The sequence below is a fragment of the Pontibacter arcticus genome, from assembly GCF_003284895.1.
Classification (GTDB): domain Bacteria; phylum Bacteroidota; class Bacteroidia; order Cytophagales; family Hymenobacteraceae; genus Pontibacter; species Pontibacter arcticus.
Genome location: NZ_QMDV01000002.1, coordinates 228,875 through 247,124 on the forward strand (window position 1 = coordinate 228,875; position 18,250 = coordinate 247,124).

General features: G+C 43.5%; 11 protein-coding genes. 9 read left to right on the forward strand and 2 right to left on the reverse strand.

Features of this window, described 5'->3' with window-relative positions:
- The first annotated feature begins 315 nt into the window (after nt 1-315).
- The 5 genes from DP923_RS06235 to DP923_RS06255 all read left to right on the forward strand — a co-directional run bounded on the left by DP923_RS06235 (nt 316) and on the right by DP923_RS06255 (nt 4,727).
- A complete protein-coding gene (locus tag DP923_RS06235) occupies nt 316-648 on the forward strand; it encodes an ArsR/SmtB family transcription factor (protein WP_112304998.1) in 333 nt (110 codons plus the stop codon).
- A 17-nt stretch (nt 649-665) separates the two neighbouring features.
- Nucleotides 666-1,133 carry a DUF6428 family protein gene (locus DP923_RS06240; RefSeq protein WP_112304999.1) on the forward strand — a complete coding sequence of 156 codons (468 nt, stop codon included), beginning with the start codon at nt 666-668 and terminating at the stop codon, nt 1,131-1,133.
- Between the two features lie 20 nt (nt 1,134-1,153).
- On the forward strand, nt 1,154-1,930 hold the full coding sequence (locus tag DP923_RS06245; RefSeq protein ID WP_112305000.1) for a metallophosphoesterase family protein: 777 nt from the start codon (nt 1,154-1,156) through the stop codon (nt 1,928-1,930).
- Between the two features lie 11 nt (nt 1,931-1,941).
- On the forward strand, nt 1,942-3,003 hold the full coding sequence (arsB, locus tag DP923_RS06250) for an ACR3 family arsenite efflux transporter (RefSeq protein WP_112305001.1): 1,062 nt from the start codon (nt 1,942-1,944) through the stop codon (nt 3,001-3,003).
- Nucleotides 3,004-3,599: 596 nt separating this feature from the next.
- The gene (locus DP923_RS06255; RefSeq protein ID WP_112305002.1) at nt 3,600-4,727 is read left to right on the forward strand and encodes an alkaline phosphatase D family protein; all 1,128 of its coding nucleotides are present in this window, start codon (nt 3,600-3,602) and stop codon (nt 4,725-4,727) included.
- A 96-nt stretch (nt 4,728-4,823) separates the two neighbouring features.
- Here DP923_RS06255 and DP923_RS06260 read toward each other — a convergent pair whose 3' ends face one another.
- On the reverse strand, nt 4,824-5,582 hold the full coding sequence (locus DP923_RS06260) for a trimeric intracellular cation channel family protein (protein WP_207801946.1): 759 nt from the start codon (nt 5,580-5,582) through the stop codon (nt 4,824-4,826).
- 33 nt (nt 5,583-5,615) lie between these two features.
- Nucleotides 5,616-6,116: a DUF421 domain-containing protein gene (locus DP923_RS06265; RefSeq protein ID WP_112305004.1), complete on the reverse strand. Its 501-nt coding sequence runs from the start codon at nt 6,114-6,116 to the stop codon at nt 5,616-5,618.
- Between the two features lie 628 nt (nt 6,117-6,744).
- Here DP923_RS06265 and DP923_RS06270 point away from each other — a divergent pair.
- The 4 genes from DP923_RS06270 to DP923_RS06285 all read left to right on the forward strand — a co-directional run bounded on the left by DP923_RS06270 (nt 6,745) and on the right by DP923_RS06285 (nt 17,915).
- The gene (locus DP923_RS06270; protein WP_112305005.1) at nt 6,745-14,589 is read left to right on the forward strand and encodes a T9SS type A sorting domain-containing protein; all 7,845 of its coding nucleotides are present in this window, start codon (nt 6,745-6,747) and stop codon (nt 14,587-14,589) included.
- Nucleotides 14,590-14,978: 389 nt separating this feature from the next.
- Complete coding sequence (locus DP923_RS06275; RefSeq protein WP_112305006.1) at nt 14,979-15,776, forward strand: helix-turn-helix domain-containing protein; 798 nt, start codon at nt 14,979-14,981, stop codon at nt 15,774-15,776.
- 60 nt (nt 15,777-15,836) lie between these two features.
- Nucleotides 15,837-17,156: a serine hydrolase domain-containing protein gene (locus tag DP923_RS06280; RefSeq protein ID WP_125047658.1), complete on the forward strand. Its 1,320-nt coding sequence runs from the start codon at nt 15,837-15,839 to the stop codon at nt 17,154-17,156.
- 180 nt (nt 17,157-17,336) lie between these two features.
- Entirely contained in the window at nt 17,337-17,915 is a 579-nt protein-coding gene (locus DP923_RS06285) for a hypothetical protein (RefSeq protein WP_112305008.1), read from the forward strand.
- Nucleotides 17,916-18,250: the final 335 nt, after the last annotated feature.

The following is an 18,250-nucleotide window of genomic DNA, read 5'->3' on the forward strand; positions in this document are numbered from 1 at the left end:
AGATCAACTTCTCAACGCGCTAGCTTTCTGCTCCGATGTGGCTAACGTATAAATATCTCCCGCCCTTGCTGTGTGTTTTCACCAGCAAGCACAAAGGGGCTAACGTAAAGTTGTTGGTGAAAATACCAATAACGGCGGGACACTACACAAATGGCAAGTATAAGCCACCACCTTTATTAGGGCGATTTTATACTTGCTGCAGCCCGGCAAAGGCCTGGCAGGCGTTCTAAAAAAAACTTTCATCACAAAAAAAACACGAAAAGTTAGCCGTTTTAAAATCTTAATCGTAATATTGCAATAAGACGATATGTAATTATGGGAATTACTAAAACCGAGCACTTTACCGATAAGCAAAACGAAACAGCCAGGCTCCTGAAAGCCCTGGGTCATCCGGCGCGCATCGCCATTATCGAGCACCTGCTTAAAATGAAGTCCTGCGTGTGCGGCGACCTGGTAAGCGAACTGCCATTGGCGCAGGCTACCGTTTCGCAGCACCTCAAAGAGCTCAAAAATGCGGGCATCATCAAGGGCACTATAGAAGGAAACGCCGTTTGTTATTGCCTCGATGCGCGCGCTTTCAGTTTCCTGAATTTATACTTTGGCGGCCTGCATTCTGATGTACAGACACAGTCTTCTTCCTGTTGTTAAATTTAAAATACGATACTATGAAACTATCAGAAGTAAAGCACATTTTACAAACAGCCGAATCCGTTGATTTTGAGCTGGCCAATGGTACTAAAGTGCCGGAGCATTTCCATGTAACCGAAGTGGGCGTGGTTACCAAGCATTTTATTGATTGCGGCGGCACCGTGCGCACCGAAAAAGTTGCCAATTTCCAGCTCTGGGATGCCAACGATTTTGATCACCGCCTGAAACCGCAAAAGCTCCTCAATATCATTTCCCTTTCCGAAAAAACACTGGGCATGGAAGACCTGGAAGTGGAAGTTGAGTACCAGAGCGAAACCATTGGCAAGTATGACCTGGGCTTCAGTGGCGAAACATTTGTGCTGCAACCCAAAACCACCGCCTGCCTGGCCCCGGAAAAATGCGGCGTACCACCCCAGAAAATAAAAATAAGCCTGCTGGGCCTGCAGTCCGGGGATGTGTGTGCGCCGGGAGGCGGCTGTTGCTAAACTTTTATACTTTAAAACCGATGAGCAAGATTGCACTGTTCAGCGATATCCATGCGAACCTGCCGGCACTGGAGGCTTTTTTTACTGATGTCGAAACCCGAAACCCTGACTTTATTTACTGCCTCGGCGACCTGGTAGGGTACAACATCTGGCCAAATGAGGTAGTAGACGCGATCCGGAAGCGGAACATCCCGACCATTGCCGGTAATTATGACTTTGGCATTGGCAGAGAAAGTAACGAGTGTGGCTGCGCCTACAAAACCGAACAGGATAAAGCCGACGGAGCCGTCTCTATTTCTTTTACCAACGAGCTTATAGGGCCTTTACAACGCCAATATCTGCGCGCACTGCCAGCCCATATGAAAGTTGAATACCAGCTGAACAGCGATAAGCTGAACCTGCTGCTGGTACATGGCAGTCCCCGGAAAATAAACGAGTATCTGTTTGAGGACCGGGACGAGAGAAGTATGCTGCGCATTATGCAGGATGCTGATGCCGACATCCTGTGCTTCGGCCATACCCACAAACCCTACCACCGCATCCTCGATTCGGGGAAAGAAGGGAAGCCGCATTACCGCCATGCGATAAACATTGGCTCGGTGGGAAAACCCAAAGATGGCGATAACCGGGGGGGCTACGTGCTCCTGACCATTGATGAGAACAGTTCGGTACATGCTAAACACAGTGTGCAGGTCGAGTTTATCCGGTTTGCTTATGATTACGAGAAAGCCGCCCGCGCCATTGAAGAAAGTATATTACCCGATGCGTATGCCCAAAACCTGCGCCAGGGCTGCTAACCAGAACCACTATGTCTGTTACCAATTGTACCCCGGCACACGCGCGTAAAAAACTGCGCTTCTTCGACCGTTACCTTACCCTCTGGATTTTCCTGGCGATGTTTCTGGGTGTGGGTATCGGCTACTTCCTACCAGAGTCTTCCGGTTTTATCAACTCTTTTTCCAACGGTACAACTAATGTGCCGCTTGCCCTTGGGCTTATTCTGATGATGTATCCGCCGCTGGCCAAAGTGCGCTACGAGAAATTAGGGGAGGTGTTTAAAAATGTAAAGATTCTAAGCATCTCACTGTTGCTGAACTGGGTGGTTGGTCCGCTGCTGATGTTCTTCCTGGCAATCGTCTTTTTCCAGGGCCAGCCTGAGTACATGGCAGGGCTTATTTTGATCGGTATTGCCCGTTGCATTGCCATGGTAATGGTCTGGAACGAACTGGCAGAAGGCAACCGCGAATATGCAGCAGGCCTGGTGGCGCTAAACAGCATTTTCCAGATCTTCTTTTACAGTTTATATGCATACCTGTTCATCTCCGTTTTGCCGCCATACCTTGGAATAAAGAGCGCTGAGATTAACATAACCATCGGGCAGATTGCAGAAAGCGTGCTGATTTACCTGGGTATTCCCTTTCTGGCTGGCTTGGTGAGCCGTTATACTTTGATCCGCTGGAAAGGGCCGGAATGGTTTAATAATACCTACATTCCTTTTATTTCGCCTATTACGCTTATCGCCTTGCTGTTTACCATTGTGCTGATGTTCAGTCTGAAAGGGGAGTTGATTGTGCAGCTTCCGTTTGATGTGCTGAAGATAGCCGTTCCGTTGGTTTTATACTTTGTGATCATGTTTTTTATCAGCTTTCTCATCGGCAAAAAGCTGGGCGCAGATTACACAAAAAATACAGCTATAGCGTTTACTGCCACAGGCAACAATTTTGAGTTAGCAATAGCCGTTGCGATTGGCGTATTCGGTATTAACTCCGGCCAGGCATTTGCCGGCGTGGTTGGCCCGCTGGTTGAAGTTCCCGCCCTGATTCTGCTCGTTAACGCCGCTTTCTGGTTTAAGCGGAAGTGGTATAGCTGAGTTGCTGTCTAAAGTATAAATTGGCGTAAAAGCTGAAAAATATCGCTGGTGAAATACCAACAATTGTGGAATAATAACCAAGTATAATGGTTGGGTAAAACAACGGCTGTAGTATAAATTCATCCAGAGTGCAGCCACAGGATCTGATGTGTTGAGAAGCATAAGCGCTCAATTAAACACCGTAATGTATAAAACCAGAACTTCAATTTGTTTACATTGAACAGAGTAAGTGAATACCTGTCAATGTTTTATAAAGTATAAAACAGAAGAGGCAAACCCAATCAGGTTTGCCTCTTCTGTTTCTCCGAGGGTATAAAAAACTATTTCAGGAAATAAACCCTGAACGTGGTGCCGCTGCTTTCCTCGCTTTCGACCTCAATGCTGCGTAGGGTCTTTTCCGAAAAATTAACCTGTATACCGGCCTCAATAGTAGTTTCTATTTGTGTTCCAGCCAGGGTTATACTTTTATGGAGGTCCAGTTCTACTTCGTTTACTACATTGCCCAGGTTTAGTTAGCAGCTGGGTGGCCGTTTGAAGGAAGAATACACACCGGAAGTGTTTTTTAACAGGACGTAAATAAACCTGTAGCTGAAAGTATGGCTGAACGCAAATCAGTACAGTTTAATAGAAGGGAGTTTTCATACTTTTTAAGCAACACCGGCAAAGCTTTACGTATGCCTGTTTTTGGTTATACTTTTTTATACTTTATGTTTGTTCGTATACTGGGTTTGGCCCTTCTTTTTTGCTGCTTGGCTTGTTTTAAAACTTTAGCCCAAGCTGAGCATGTAACTACCACACGCATTGCCTTTGGCTCCTGTAATGACCAACGTAAGGCCCAGCCGCTCTGGCAGGAGATCATAAAAACAGACCCGGCGCTATGGGTATGGCTTGGCGATAATATTTATGCGGATACCGACAGCATGCCCCTGATGCAGCAATATTACAACTTGCAGTTACAGCACTCCGGTTACAAAAAACTGTTGCAAACTTGCCCGGTTACAGGTATCTGGAGCGACCACGATTATGCTGGCGATAATGCCGATAAGTTGTTCCGGAAAAAGCAGCAAAGCCAGCAACTGTTCCTGGATTTTATGGGCACCGGTAAAAATGAAGCTATCCGTAAGCAGGAAGGCATCTACAGAACATACACATTGGGCGAAGGCAACAAGAAAGTAAAACTTATTCTACTGGATGGCAACTACCACCGCGATCCGTTCCGGAAGCTGTTCCGTTTATATTTGCCCGATGAGAGCAGAGACATATTAGGGGAAGCACAATGGGCCTGGCTGGAGAAAGAGCTCAGCAACAGTGATGCCAGCGTGCACATCATTGCCTCCGGGCTGCAGGTGTTGCCGCACAGCATGGCGTACACAAACTGGTCAGCCTACCCGGCGGCACGCGCACGCCTGTTGCAACTCCTCGAGAAAACAAAGCCCAATATTCCGCTTATCATATCCGGAGACAGGCATGTAGGCGAACTATCGAAGTATGAATTGCAAGGGTATACCCAACCACTTTACGAGATTACATCCAGTGGCATGACGCATTTCCGGGAAGCCAAAAAAGGAGGGAACCGCTACAGGGTAGGAGAGCAGGTAGGCGCCCTGAACTTTGGCTTGCTTCAAATAAACTGGGGAAAGGATACAACCACTATCACGATGCAGGTAAGAGGAGAGAAGGGCAGCGTATACATTGCTAAGACAGTTGAGTATACGTTAAACTGAGTTACTTTTAACCGGGCAATCAGCAGGCGAATGATTTGTCTTACTATACTTTAGAACCTATACTTTTCAGACAAAGTATAGGTCCGTAAAGTATTATTACTTCTTTGCCTTGGGTTTTTTATTTGTAGGTGTGGGGAGGTTCCAGCGAAAGCGCAGAGCAAGAATCCGGAGGGAGAAACAAACAATTAAGGCTATGATTGCTACCCAGTCGCTTGAAATCCACTTCTGGTTATGCCCGAGCACTACAATGGCGGCACCTGCAAGGGCAGCCGAAGCGTAGATCTCTTTTTCCAGAATTACCGGTACGCGTGTAAGTAACACATCCCGGATTACACCGCCGCCTACGGCCGTTGTGATTCCCAGAAGTAGTGCTACTTCGCCGTTATGCCCAAACGATAAAGCTTTTTGTGCGCCCGTTACGGCAAACAATGCCAGGCCTACAGAGTCAAAGAACAGCACAGGTCTGTTAAGCTGCTGCACCACAGGATAAAAGCCAACGGTTAAAGCAGTTGCGATAACAGAAACAACCAGGTACTGCCAGTTAGTTAAGCCGGCCGGTGGAATAGCACCAATACAGAGATCCCGGATAATACCGCCACCGCAGGCTACTGTAAAGGCAATAGCGCAGATACCGAACAGGTCAAGGTTACGTTTTCTGGCAGCAGTTGCCCCGCTTATGGCAAAAGCAAAAGTGCCTGCCAGATCAAGTAAATAATACAAAGAATGTAATTCGTCCATCCGGATGAGCAGAAACTTATTTAAAAGAGGCTCAAAGGTAATACGCGAGCTGGCAATAAGTAAATTATTCTTTCGTGCCTCAGGTGCAGTATAGTAGCATAATACTTGCGTTGGCATTTACAACTTGCTACCGATAAAATAGAAAGTAGCTTAGTCTTCGTTTTTTGTTCTGATAAAGCTGATGTGTCCGTCGGCTTCGACATGAGCAGACCTAACAAACGTTACATCTTCTATACCTTCTCTGCGCAGGTGTTCCATTAGTTCAGCTTTAGTTAGAAACTCGCGTCGCATGTTCCGGTGCAGTAATTTACCATTTTTAACAACAAGCAACGGCGGATAAGATACCAGCTTCTCCACAAACCTGAACCTGTAGCTCAGGAAGTTTATGCTATAGTTCAGCGTCATGAGGGTTAAAATAACTATGAAGCCTTCAGTAATTGATTTATATTCTCCAAGCGAGTGCGTGGTAGCCTCTGCAATTAACACTACAAACAGCAGATCCATAGTGGCCAGCTCTCCTCCAGTCCGGCGCGGCACAATCCGGAGCAAAAATAAAATCCCGACATACATGATGGTTGCCCTCATTACCAGTTCCAAAACCGCTGTCTCCATTCGGAAAAGATCAGCTAGCCCATGCAGAAGTATCGCCATATATCTTATAAGTATAGAATGTACAGAATAATATCAGAGCAACTATGTACCCGGCACCCTGGTAATAAGTTTCGATAGGAGGTTAACCGGAAAGGGGAGGGTGAAGCTGATAAAGTATAAATCAGTTTTTGAGTGTAAAGCAATGTTGAGGCAATAGCTAAAGTTTATTTTTACTTTAAGAGAGACTTTTTTGCTATTAATTTTGGCCTGATGCTTTCATTTAAATAAAGTAAAAGTAGCCGTAATACCCTACCTGAAAGTAGGTAGCTACTGAATCTTAATTAACGTTTGAACATTGAATTTATAAAACTTTTTTAATATCGGATGAAATGAAGAACAAGGCTAAATAATATAATAAATTAAATAATATTTTTAAACATATAGTTTGCGTTATTTTAATTAATATAAGTTTATTATTGTATTTATTAAGTATATGATGATTTTGTATACGTTTAAACTGTTTATTTTTAAGAACTTACATCATTATGGTATGCTAGCATAACATTTGGAAGTGAACTATTTTAAATCTAAATTTGTGTGAAATGAAATCGCCAAATTGGTATTAAAAGAGGTTTACTGTTTTTAGTATACTGGTGAATTTATAGTAGAAAATTTTTAGCCAGTATATATGAGTAAATTGTTACGCACGATTTTAGCTTTTAGCATTGCTTACTTTAGCTTTCAGTTAACAGCTTTGGCGCAGATCTGCGCATCTCCGGGCAAGGAAGGACCTGCAACTTCCAATGCGACCATGTTAAATACTTATTATGCTGGTTCCGGCGCTGTGTCGGTGGGTGCTACCAGCATCTCGCTGGTGCAGTCACCTTCTGCGGGAAGTACGGTGCCCATCGGTATCGGAGATCTGGTGCTGATTATTCAGATGCAGGGGGCTGATATTAATACTTCTAATAACACAAGCTATGGAGCCGGTACTACCTCTGCTAACGGTAACCTTGATAATGCTGCTTTTACGGCAGGGCAATACGAATATGCCATTGCTGCCAGCAATGTGCCGGTAACAGGAGGTACCTTGGCCCTCACAGGAGGTACGATCAACAGTTATGCAAATGCAAATTTTGGTACTACCGGCCAACGGAGATTTCAGGTAGTCCGAATACCTCAGTATGCTTCCCTAACTTTAAGTGCTTCTGTTATTGCCCTCGACTGGAACGGGGCAACCGGTGGCATTGTAGCCCTGGATGTGGCGGGACGCTTAAACTTTAATGGTTTTACCATAAATGCCACAGGTGCCGGTTTTCGCGGGGGAGCAGGCCGTACGTTAACCGGTACTACTGCCACCGGATATGCTTACACTGATTTTAGAACCCCGTCTACGATCGCCATAAATGCACAAAAAGGAGAAGGAACCGCCGGTACGCCAACATTTGTGTTTAACGGTACTGCATCAATAAATACTGGAGTAGAAGGATACCTGGCCGGTAGCTCTGGACGTGGCGCTCCCGGAAATGCCGGTGGTGGTGGTACGGATGGAAGGCCTTCCGCAAATGACCAGAACTCTGGCGGTGGCGGTGGCGCTAACGGTGGAGCGGGCGGTACCGGAGGTAATGCCTGGGAGAGCAGCTATGCAGTAGGAGGTAGAGGAGGTGCAGTTTTTGGTAAGGTTTCAACAGGCCGGCTTATTTTAGGTGGCGGTGGCGGTGCGGGCACTACAAACAATGGATCTGGTACACCAGCCAACGGTTTGGCCAGTAGTGGTGCGGCCGGTGGTGGTATTGTAATGGTGCGAACCGGTACAATAACCGGAACCGGAAGTATTTTAGCAAACGGCGATAACGCTAATACAACAGTGACAAATGATGGTAGTGGGGGGGGTGGCGCTGGCGGTAGTATATTGGTTACCGTTAAAAGCGGCGATCTTTCTACGATTACGTTAAACGCACGCGGCGGAAATGGGGGATCAAATACAGGAGGCGGAACACCTCACGGCCCAGGCGGTGGCGGCGGTGGTGGCGTTATCTACGCAAATGCAGCTACTGGTGCCAGAAACGTTTCTGCCGGAGTAAATGGTACAACTTCCACTGGCGCTTTTGGTGCTGTTGCTGGTACAACAGGTATTGTTAATATTACGGTAAGCCCGGCTATTGCAAACAGTGCTTCGGGTGCTGACTGCTTACCCCTTATAAATGTTATTAAAAAAGCAGCCTCGCCACTGGCATACAGGTTAGCCGGAGGCACAACAGCCACATATACGATCGAAGCTACAAATACCGGCGGAGCTGCCATGGGGATGCGTATCGGAGATAAATTGCCGACAGGGTTTGCCTTTAAATCAACGATTTCTATTGGTGCCGAAGGGCCAGTTTCAGCCTATTATGATAATGGCGGGAATATTACAGCCAGTAATACCCGCGTTACAGTTCTAAACCCGACCACGCTGGCTCCTGCAGCCGGGACTACCACACCAGAATGGGGCACTTTTTATATACCTTCAGGGGTCACGGTAAGAATTACGTTTGAGGTGGATATTGCTGCCGGAGTTGCAACAAATACTATTCAGAATAATACAGCCTATGCTTATTATCTGGATCCTACGCGTATTTCTGCTACTCGCCTGATAACAATGGATACGCAGTATGCTCCTTCGAATTATACCTACGAATCAGGAGCAGCAGCTACCACAGATGTAGCAGGCTCGAACTATAACGGAGCTACCGGGACAACGGATGATGTAACTATAAAGCTGCCTGTGGATGTTGGCATTACAAATACCGTAGCAGCCGGTCCTTATTTTGCCGGTAAGCCTGTTACATACACCATTATTGCCAGGAATAATTCTTCAGATCCGGCTACAGGTGTAACTATAACTGACCTGCTCCCTGCCGGTTTAATATTTAACAGTGCTTCTGCCACAACCGGTACTTATACTTCCGGAAGTGGTATTTGGAATATAGGTACTATTCCAGCAAATTCTTCGGTTACTTTAACCTTAACGGCAACTCCGACTGCAGCGGGTAGCATTACAACAACGGCGACAAAATCTGCCCAGACAGAACCGGATGAAGTAACTACTAATAATACGGCTTCCAATACCATAACAGTGGCAGCAGCGGCAGATATTGCTGTAACAAATACAGTTGTGGCAGGGCCTTACTATAATGGGGTTAACACAGCCTTTACGGTTACAGCCAGAAATAATGGAGCAAACAATGCCACTGGTCTGACTATTAAAGATTTGCTTCCTGCTGGTTTACAGTTCGTGAGTGCAACACCAAGTGTTGGTACTTTTAACAGTACTACCGGTATCTGGACGATCGGTAACTTAGCCAACAGTTTATCAGCTACGCTTAACCTGGTTGTTAAACCGATCACAACGGGTATACTACAAACTATAGCTTCCGTAGAACAGGTAAATGAGTTTGATAATAACAGTGCTAATAATACAGCTACCCAAAGTATAACAGTTAATGCGGCAGCAGAATTAGAAATAACAAATAAATTAGTTGCAGGAGGGCAGTTCCGGGGGCAGGAAACGACCTATGAAGTAATCGTGAAAAATAATGGCCCGGACAATGCGACCGGAGTTATAGTTACTGATAAACTTCCTGCTGATTTAACTTTTATAGCAGCAACTGCGCCTGCCGGCACTACCTATGACAGTGCAACAGGGGTATGGACAATCGGGAACCTGGCTAATGGAGCTTCTACCAAACTTACTTTAGTAGCCCGACCTGTTACTACCAATGCTCATACTACAACGGCAAGTATAACCAGCTCAGGGCAATATGATCCTGTTAGTGCAAATAATACCGCTTCAAATACGATATACCCAAGCCCTAGCGCAGATATACAGGTTACCAATTCGATAGCAGCGGGGCCGCATTATAACGGCGTAAATACGACCTTAACTATTCAGGCTAAAAATAATGGCCCGAGTAACGCAACCGGGCTTTCGCTTAATGGACAATTGCCTGCAGGCTTTACTTATGTAAGCCATACGTTAAGTACAGGCGTTATGTCCGCTGACGGCACCTGGACAATTGGTAACCTGGCAGCGAACGCAACAGCCACTGTTACGATTGTTGTGAAACCAAATACAACAGGCAGCATCTCCATGACTGCGTCGAAAGCTACTTTAAATGAGAATGACCCGAATCTCACCAACGACCAGGCTACAGTTATGATAAATGCTTTACCTGCAGCAGATATAGCGGTAACCAATACCATTTCTGCCGGCCCTTATCAGGTTAACAGTGATGTAACTTATACTGTAACAGCCTTTAATAGAGGCCCTAATGCAGCCACAGGTGTGGTAATAACAGATAAACTGCCTGCTGGGCTTACTTTTAAAAGTGCCTCCCCAACTTCCGGGACTTATAACAACTTAACCGGAGAATGGACTATTGGTGACTTAGCGGTGGGAGCCAGTTCTACTCTAACGTTGGTGGCAACTCCAATCACTACGAATACATTAACAACCAGAGCTTACGTTTCTGCAGCAGGCGTTCATGATGCGATTGTAAGTAATAACTCAGCTTCTAACTCTATTAAACCAGGTGCGCAGCCTGTAGCCGATATCAATATCTTGAACACAGCCGCCGCAGGTCCTTATTATAATAAAGTACAGACTACATTTACGGTAACAGCTGAGAACATTGGCCCTGATGCAGCCTCGGACGTAGTAGTAAGCTATACATTGCCAGCAGGCCTTACGCTTGTAAATGCAGTACCAGAAGTTGGTAGTTACGCAGACGGTAGCTGGAATATTGGTAGCATTGCTGCCGGCACAACCACAACCCTGACACTTGTAGTAGAGCCCACTGTTATCGGAAACCTGACCACTACTGCTACTAAAACGGGCCAGTCGGTTAATGAAATTGATAATGTGCCTGCTAATGATAAGGACTCAGAGACAATAACAGTTCTTGAAAACGCAGATGTGCAAGTAAAGCTGCAGGTTACGCAGGGGCCACATTATGTTGGTGATTATCCGGTTTTCAAAGCAATTGTAACAAACAACGGCCCGAATACAGCTAATAACTTAGTTATATTCGATGGCAGACCGGGTGCTTTTGACATTTCAACTTTGATTGTTTCGCCTTCATCAGGCACTTATGACCGTTTATCGGGTAACTGGACTATTCCGTCCCTTGCATCGGGTGCAAGTGCTGAGATAACACTTACAGGTAAGTTGATCCGTTCCGGCGCGATTACGTTGAGTGTCAGCAAAACTTCTCAGACCGAACATGATGCGGTTGGTGGTAATAATGCTGAATTTGCAACCATTATTGTAAGTCCGTCTGCTGACATGTCTGTCACAAATGTAGCTTCTAAAAAGACAGTGCTGAATGGTGAAGAGTTTACGTTTACAGTTACAGCGGCCAATGCAGGGCCGAGCCCTGAAACCGGAGTTCAGATAACTGACTTACTTCCTGCTAATGTTACTTTAGTTAAAGCTGTAGCATCCGGTGGTTCGTACAATGCTGCAACCGGTATTTGGTCTATCGATAACATTGGCGTAAATGGTTCTGAGACGCTTGTCCTGACGGTAAAGCCTACCCAAACAGGTACTATTACGTCAACGGCCAGTAAAACAGCTGCGAATGAGTACGATAAGAACAGCTCAAATAATAGTGCAACAGAAACAGTAACCGTAACAGCCAGTGCTGATGTGGCCGCTACTTTCAGTGTATCTGAAGGGCCTTACTACCGAGGTGTGACAGAAATTACATTTACGGGCACAGTTAAAAATAATGGCCCCAATGCCGCTACGAATGTTGTATACTTTGATAACAGAGCAAGTGATGGTACACGGAATTTTGATATCGAAAATGTTGTAACCAGCCATGGTACTTATGACTCAAATACAGGCTATTGGACTATAGGAACAATTCCGGTAGGCACAATAGCTACCATAACCATCAAGGCGACGCCGCTTACAGCTGGTAATATTCCGATTGCCGTATCAAAAACCAGTCAGGGAGAAATAGATCCTGTTACTGCAAACAATACTGCGTCGGTTTTTGTGAACGTTGAAAAAGCAGCAGATATAGCACTAAGCAGCACACAGGCTGCAGCGCCATACTTTATTAATCAGCAGACGACTTATACGGTTACTGCTACAAATAATGGAATCGACGATGCAACTTCGGTAGCTGTTACACATCAGCTGCCAACAGGACTGAAACTAATCAGTGCAACTCCTGCAACGGGCACGTATGATGCAGCTTCGGGGATCTGGACAATAGGTAACCTGGCGAAAGCATCATCTACTACTATCACTTTTGTCATAAACCCAATAGCCACCGGTACACAGGTTGCATCTGCTACCAAGTCATCTGCCATGGAATTTGATGAAAGATCAGACAACAATACAGTGAATACAACCTTTGTTGTTTCTGTAGATCAGAAAGCAGTTTATGAGGTAGCGCCAGCCCGGAATATTGACACTTATGTAAATGGCCAAAGCCTGGCTACTGTAACAGATGCTGATGGTGTCATTACATCGGCTATTCTTAGTACCGGCGTATTGCCTGCAGGTGTTGCCTTAATCGGGGTAACCGGGCAGTTAACAGTCACTAACAGAAACCTGCTGGTGCCGGGCACTTATCCGTTAAGCATCACAACAACAGATGCGAAAGGTGGAAAATCAACCAACAACATCGAGCTTATAATAAATAATGATACGGAAGCTTATTATACTATTGCGCCAGCCTTAAACTTTTATGATTACCTAAACATGAAAGTAATGGCTACTGCAACAGATGCCGGCGGAGCTATCACGAGTGCTACCCTAATAAGCGGTACCTTACCCGGTGGTACACAACTGAATGCTGATGGTTCGATTGTGGTAACTGATCGCTTATTGATCAGGCCTGGAGAGTATCCTGTAAGTATAAGAACAGTAGATGCCAATGGTGGTATAAGCGAGCAGTCTATCACGCTGCTTATAACACAAGACCGTGATGGGGATGGCGTTCCAGATTTTGAAGACATAGACAACAATAACGACGGAATACCTGATTATATCTCGCAGCGGGGCGTTAATCCATTTGAGTTATCCAATGGCACATATAAATACATCGATCCAGCTTTTGTGCATCCTTATTATGGTACATTCAAAGACACGAACAAAGATGGTATAAACGACTGGTTTGATTTGGACCTGGATGGCATCATTAATAGCCTTGATTCTGATATGGATGGTGACGGCATAGCCAACACCATCGAAGCTAACAATGGTTTAGTACCAGAACACTTTAACCTTAATACCAGCAAAATGCTAGGTACTGTTGGTACGAATGGGATGCCTAATTTTGCCGAAACAGCTGCTAATAGCGGGCAAAGTATTTTCCAGATGAATGATAATGACGGCGATGGACATCCGGATTTCATTGACTTAGATTCTGACAATGATGGTATTACCGATAACATCGAAGCACAAACAACGGAAGGTTATAGCGCACCATCCGGCTTAGATGTTAACAGAGATGGAATGGATGACCGTTACGATGGCCAGTTAAGTGGAACTCCGATCATACCGATCAATACTGACGCGCTTTATGAAATAAGCGATCTGATTCCTGACTATCTGGATCTCGATTCTGATAATGATAAAGTAGGCGATTATTACGAAGCATTTATGCCAAATACCAATGGCAGTACTTTAGATGATCTATTAGCGAGAGCATCTGCCTTTGAAACTAGGGCAGGGAAGCCTAACAAGTACTCGAATGCAGATGTTAATGGCTATAAAGATGCAGATGGTACTCCGGATTGGCTCGAGATAGGAATTAATCAGTTGCGTCCGAATTTCTTGAATGCTACTACAGGTTACTTCTATGATACTGATAGGGATGGCGTAGTGGACCTGTTTGATACAGATAACTTTGGTACGGTACTAAATCCTGCACTGAAAGACGGCGTCGCTAATTTCCGTACAAGAGAGATGATCACACCACTGCCAGTTGAACTGATTCGATTTACAGCGGTAGCACAACAGGATAATGTTGTTTTGAACTGGTCTACTGCCAGTGAGGTAAACAATGCTTATTTCATATTGGAGCGTAGCCAGGATGGTATCAACTTTACCAAACTAGGTCAGGTGGCTGGAGCCGGGAACAGTAACAAACTGCAAAACTATACTTTCCTGGATCAGCAGCCTTTACCAGGTACTTCCTATTACCGGCTTAAGCAAGTAGATACAAATGCGACATTTAAATACAGCAAACTTGTATCTGTTACCAGAAATAATGAAGTACAGTTGGTGCAGTTTTATCCGAATCCGGCAGTAGCTAATGTAGCTGCCAGCTTTACAGCACATGAAGATGAAAAGGCCATGGTGCTGGTACAAGACATGAAGGGCAGAACAGTAAAATCTGTTCATGTAAACATCCTGAAAGGTGTGAATAAGATTGACATTAATCTAACAGATATGGCTTCCGGGGTATATATTATCAGCATTAAAAGTGCTAAAATGGAGATAACCCATAAAATTGTAAAAACGACTTTATAAGAGCCAGTAATATTATTAAGGCCTGTTCATACTTCGCTTTTTGCTAGCGAAAGGTGAACAGGCTTTTTTTTATAGCTTTAACGGAAATGAGAATTAATTACAGACAGGTGTTATCCCCAAGCCAGTAAATGCCTAAGACTTAGAATTTATCTTATGAAACATTACAGGCCTGTTTGAATAATTAATGTTTTTAGATTATTGAAAGGGACATTATTTTCGAAAGTAGATTTATGAATGTTATCTATAAAAACCTGGCTGCTCTTTAGCTGGTAATCTTGCGTTAGGTAAGTAGCATTTAAGAGCGCTATTCGGTTTCAAAACCAGCTATTGCCAACAAATCAGAATAAGTATAGGGCTTCTCTAAAAATTTCTTTGTAATTTTTAGAGGAATGATCATAGAAACCAGGCATCCGGAAAAATCTCTCCAGTCAGTATTAAAAGAATACTACTTCATCCATATCCAAAGTAACAGTGTTATAAAGCACATACCCATCATCGACGATTGTTGTTATGATTTTGTGTTCTTTAAAGAGATGGATGGTAGCTTTTCTTACAGTAGCAAGAACGATTTCATTCCGTTAAGCAATAAGGTGTTTACTATTCATAACTTAAAACCACCATATAAAATTACAATCCAGCATACGCTTACTTTTATTGCCATTAAAGTACAACCCTGGGCTAATGCTTATTTTTTCTCTGCCGTAAAAGCCAGTGGCGTAGTGGATCTGGTAAATTATGATGCAAGTTTACTGGATCTCCATGATAAGTTATTTAACGAACAACCTCTGGCTAACCGGTATTCAACTGTTGATCAGTATATGAAGAATAAATGTATCAGCCTGACGCCTTCGATGGAAGTAGTAAAAGCTGTCTGTATGCATATTTATGATCAACAGGGGATTCTTACGGTAAGCGATTTAAGTACTGTTTTTAATAAATCCAGGCAATACCTGAATAAGGTTTTTAAAAAAGAGGTAATGTACAGCCTGAAAAAATTTATCATTACCGTACGGATTCTGGCTCTGGTAAAATATAAGATGAAAAATGCCAGCATATCCCTCACGCAGCTAAGCTATACTTACGGATATTTTGATCAGTCACACTTCATTCGTGATTTTAAAAAAGTTTGTGGGGTAACACCACGGCATTTTTTCAATAATGTACCTGAGTTTATGCTTCGCCATTAAAGAGGTTTCCATTTTTACAATTCGTAATGTATAACTTGTTTTTCCTTTGTGAAAAAAAAGATGAAGTACATTTTAATTTTATGCATTGCATTCACTTTCGTGAGATGTAGTCCGCGCATTCACTCAGCCGCGCCACAGGCAGGCGCAGCAAAAGATACACTGCTTCCCTTAAGCAATACATACCTATCCAAGCTTACTGCACTAGGTAAATTCAACGGTGTAGTTCTACTGGAAAAGGATGGTAAACTCATCCTGAGAAAAGCTTATAATATAAGCTCAGATACCTCCTCGACCCTTTTTGTAACTGAAAAAAGTCAGTTTGATTTACGATCAGTTGCCAAGCTGTTTGCAAAAGTAAGCCTGGTAAAACTAGAAAATGAAGGCAAGCTGAAAAGAACGGACTTACTGGAAAAATATATCCCGGGTTTTCCTGATGGCGATAAAATAACTATCCAGCATCTTCTGGATAATCGTTCCGGTTTGCCCAGAGAATTACGCGAAAGCATAAAGCATCCCATAGCGCTTACTGCTGATGAGGTGGTTGGCCTGTCTGCCAAAGAGACTTTAGAGTTTTTTCCCGGTACCAAAGAGCAGTACTCCAATGTTGGTTATCAACTGTTATATTATATCATTGGTCAGCTGCATGGCAGTTCTTTCTCAGGCTTTCTTGAAGATGTCTTTTTCAGGCCTTTGGGTATGCAAGATTCAGGAGATAATTTTGATGAAGATTTAGGCCAATTGACAGATTATGCTTACGGACATTTTCTGGATGACGACAACAACCTTGTTTGTGTATGTTCTTTCCCAAAGGATGATATGAAGATGGGAAATTTACATTCTACTGCAGATGATCTGGAGCTCTTCTTAAAACAATTAAACCAGCAGGATTATAAGGCAATAACCCTTAATGGAAGCATTTCTCATGCAGGAGGAACACGCGGTAAACGGGCATATATAGAGCGAAATTTCGAAGACAATTATACCATAGTCTTTCTTACAAATTATGATGCTATTCCTTTTGAAAAGCTGGTAAGTGATTTACAAAGTATGATGAAAGGGGATACAGTGCAAATGCCGGAAGCCATCCATCGGAAATCAGTTTACGTTTCGCCATCTATCCTCAAGAAATACGAAGGGACTTACGATCTTACAAATGCGGGTCACTTAACACTGACAATTAAGCTGGAGAACGATAGCCTGTATGTCTATCAAAAGGGTGACAATAACGGCGTATTATATCCTGAAAATGAAAGTACTTTTTTTACAGATAATACCTCTGAAGAGTCTGTCATATTTGTGGAAAGCAAACCAGGAGAGTATAGTATATTAATGGATTTTCAGGGCGTACAATGGAAAGGAATAAAAGTTGATAAAAGGTAATGCTTGCCTAAAATCTGATGAAAGTATAAACCGCATAATTAAATCAGATTTGGGGGGACGTAAAAATTTTATTAACTATAGTTCAGCAGCATAGCTTCTTGGGGCAAGGTCTTTAAGCTACATAACTGTTACGTTCATTCGCTTCTAAAACAGGCCGTTAGCACTTATTTGTAATAAAGAATGAAACGATTAACTAAGTTAATTGAACAGAACATATCAGGCAAAAAGGTTTTAGGCCTTTTTGTGCTGACCAACATAATTTACGTTTTCATGCTGGCCTATACAATTCCAGCCACTATGCGGTACTCATATGGTATGAAGTTGTTAGATATGATGCCAGCCGGGTACGACTTCAATTATGTAAATGCGTTGTTCGGCTCACTCGGAAAGGAAGGGCGTGAAACTTATTTAACCACTCAATTACCTGTGGATATGTTATATCCCTTTCTTTTCGGGCTTTCGTATTGTTTGGTGATGGGTTATTTTCTCAGCAAGTTCGGCAAGCTGAATGGATCTTTTGTGTATTTATGTATACTACCAATCATAAGCGGCATCGCAGATTATCTTGAAAATTTGGGGATAATTTTAATGCTATATCTATATCCACACTTGGACAAAGTATATGTAACTATTACAAGTGGATTTTCAATCATAAAAAGTAGCTCAACAACTATATTTTTCATTGCCTTGCTAATTGTGCTCCTATTTGGCGTATTAACAAAAATGAAAAAAAAGAAAATACATACAACCATCATATAAGCTTAGTACTGAACAAATAGCCATGGGATTGGCCCGATACCCACACAACATTTATACTTGACCGTTAGCATAGACTTACCTGTTTGAATTTATAAGATGAAGAAAGGCTTCATACTTCTAGTCAGTTCTAACAGTAAAGGCACTACCAGAAATACAGCCTCTTTTATTAGCGCAAGAACTGATTTTCCAATCCTTGATCTTAATAGTATAGTAATCAAGTACGGTGATGCAAAAAGAAAATTCAGCAATTAAGTTTTAGGAAACAGCAGAATGCCTGATAACCTGGACGATGTAATACTGCAACTGAAAATAACAAAACCGAAAGGGCAAAAAGG

What these genes read in the sequence shown, in the direction of transcription:
- arsB (WP_112305001.1), top strand. Translation starts at nt 1,942, where the DNA reads ATGTCTGTTACCAATTGTACCCCGGCACACGCGCGTAAAAAACTGCGC.
- DP923_RS06245 (WP_112305000.1), top strand. Translation starts at nt 1,154, where the DNA reads ATGAGCAAGATTGCACTGTTCAGCGATATCCATGCGAACCTGCCGGCA.
- DP923_RS06260 (WP_207801946.1), bottom strand. Translation starts at nt 5,582, where the DNA reads ATGCCAACGCAAGTATTATGCTACTATACTGCACCTGAGGCACGAAAG.
- DP923_RS06285 (WP_112305008.1), top strand. Translation starts at nt 17,337, where the DNA reads ATGAAACGATTAACTAAGTTAATTGAACAGAACATATCAGGCAAAAAG.
- DP923_RS06280 (WP_125047658.1), top strand. Translation starts at nt 15,837, where the DNA reads ATGAAGTACATTTTAATTTTATGCATTGCATTCACTTTCGTGAGATGT.
- DP923_RS06270 (WP_112305005.1), top strand. Translation starts at nt 6,745, where the DNA reads ATGAGTAAATTGTTACGCACGATTTTAGCTTTTAGCATTGCTTACTTT.
- DP923_RS06265 (WP_112305004.1), bottom strand. Translation starts at nt 6,116, where the DNA reads ATGGCGATACTTCTGCATGGGCTAGCTGATCTTTTCCGAATGGAGACA.
- DP923_RS06275 (WP_112305006.1), top strand. Translation starts at nt 14,979, where the DNA reads ATGATCATAGAAACCAGGCATCCGGAAAAATCTCTCCAGTCAGTATTA.
- DP923_RS06255 (WP_112305002.1), top strand. Translation starts at nt 3,600, where the DNA reads ATGGCTGAACGCAAATCAGTACAGTTTAATAGAAGGGAGTTTTCATAC.
- DP923_RS06235 (WP_112304998.1), top strand. Translation starts at nt 316, where the DNA reads ATGGGAATTACTAAAACCGAGCACTTTACCGATAAGCAAAACGAAACA.
- DP923_RS06240 (WP_112304999.1), top strand. Translation starts at nt 666, where the DNA reads ATGAAACTATCAGAAGTAAAGCACATTTTACAAACAGCCGAATCCGTT.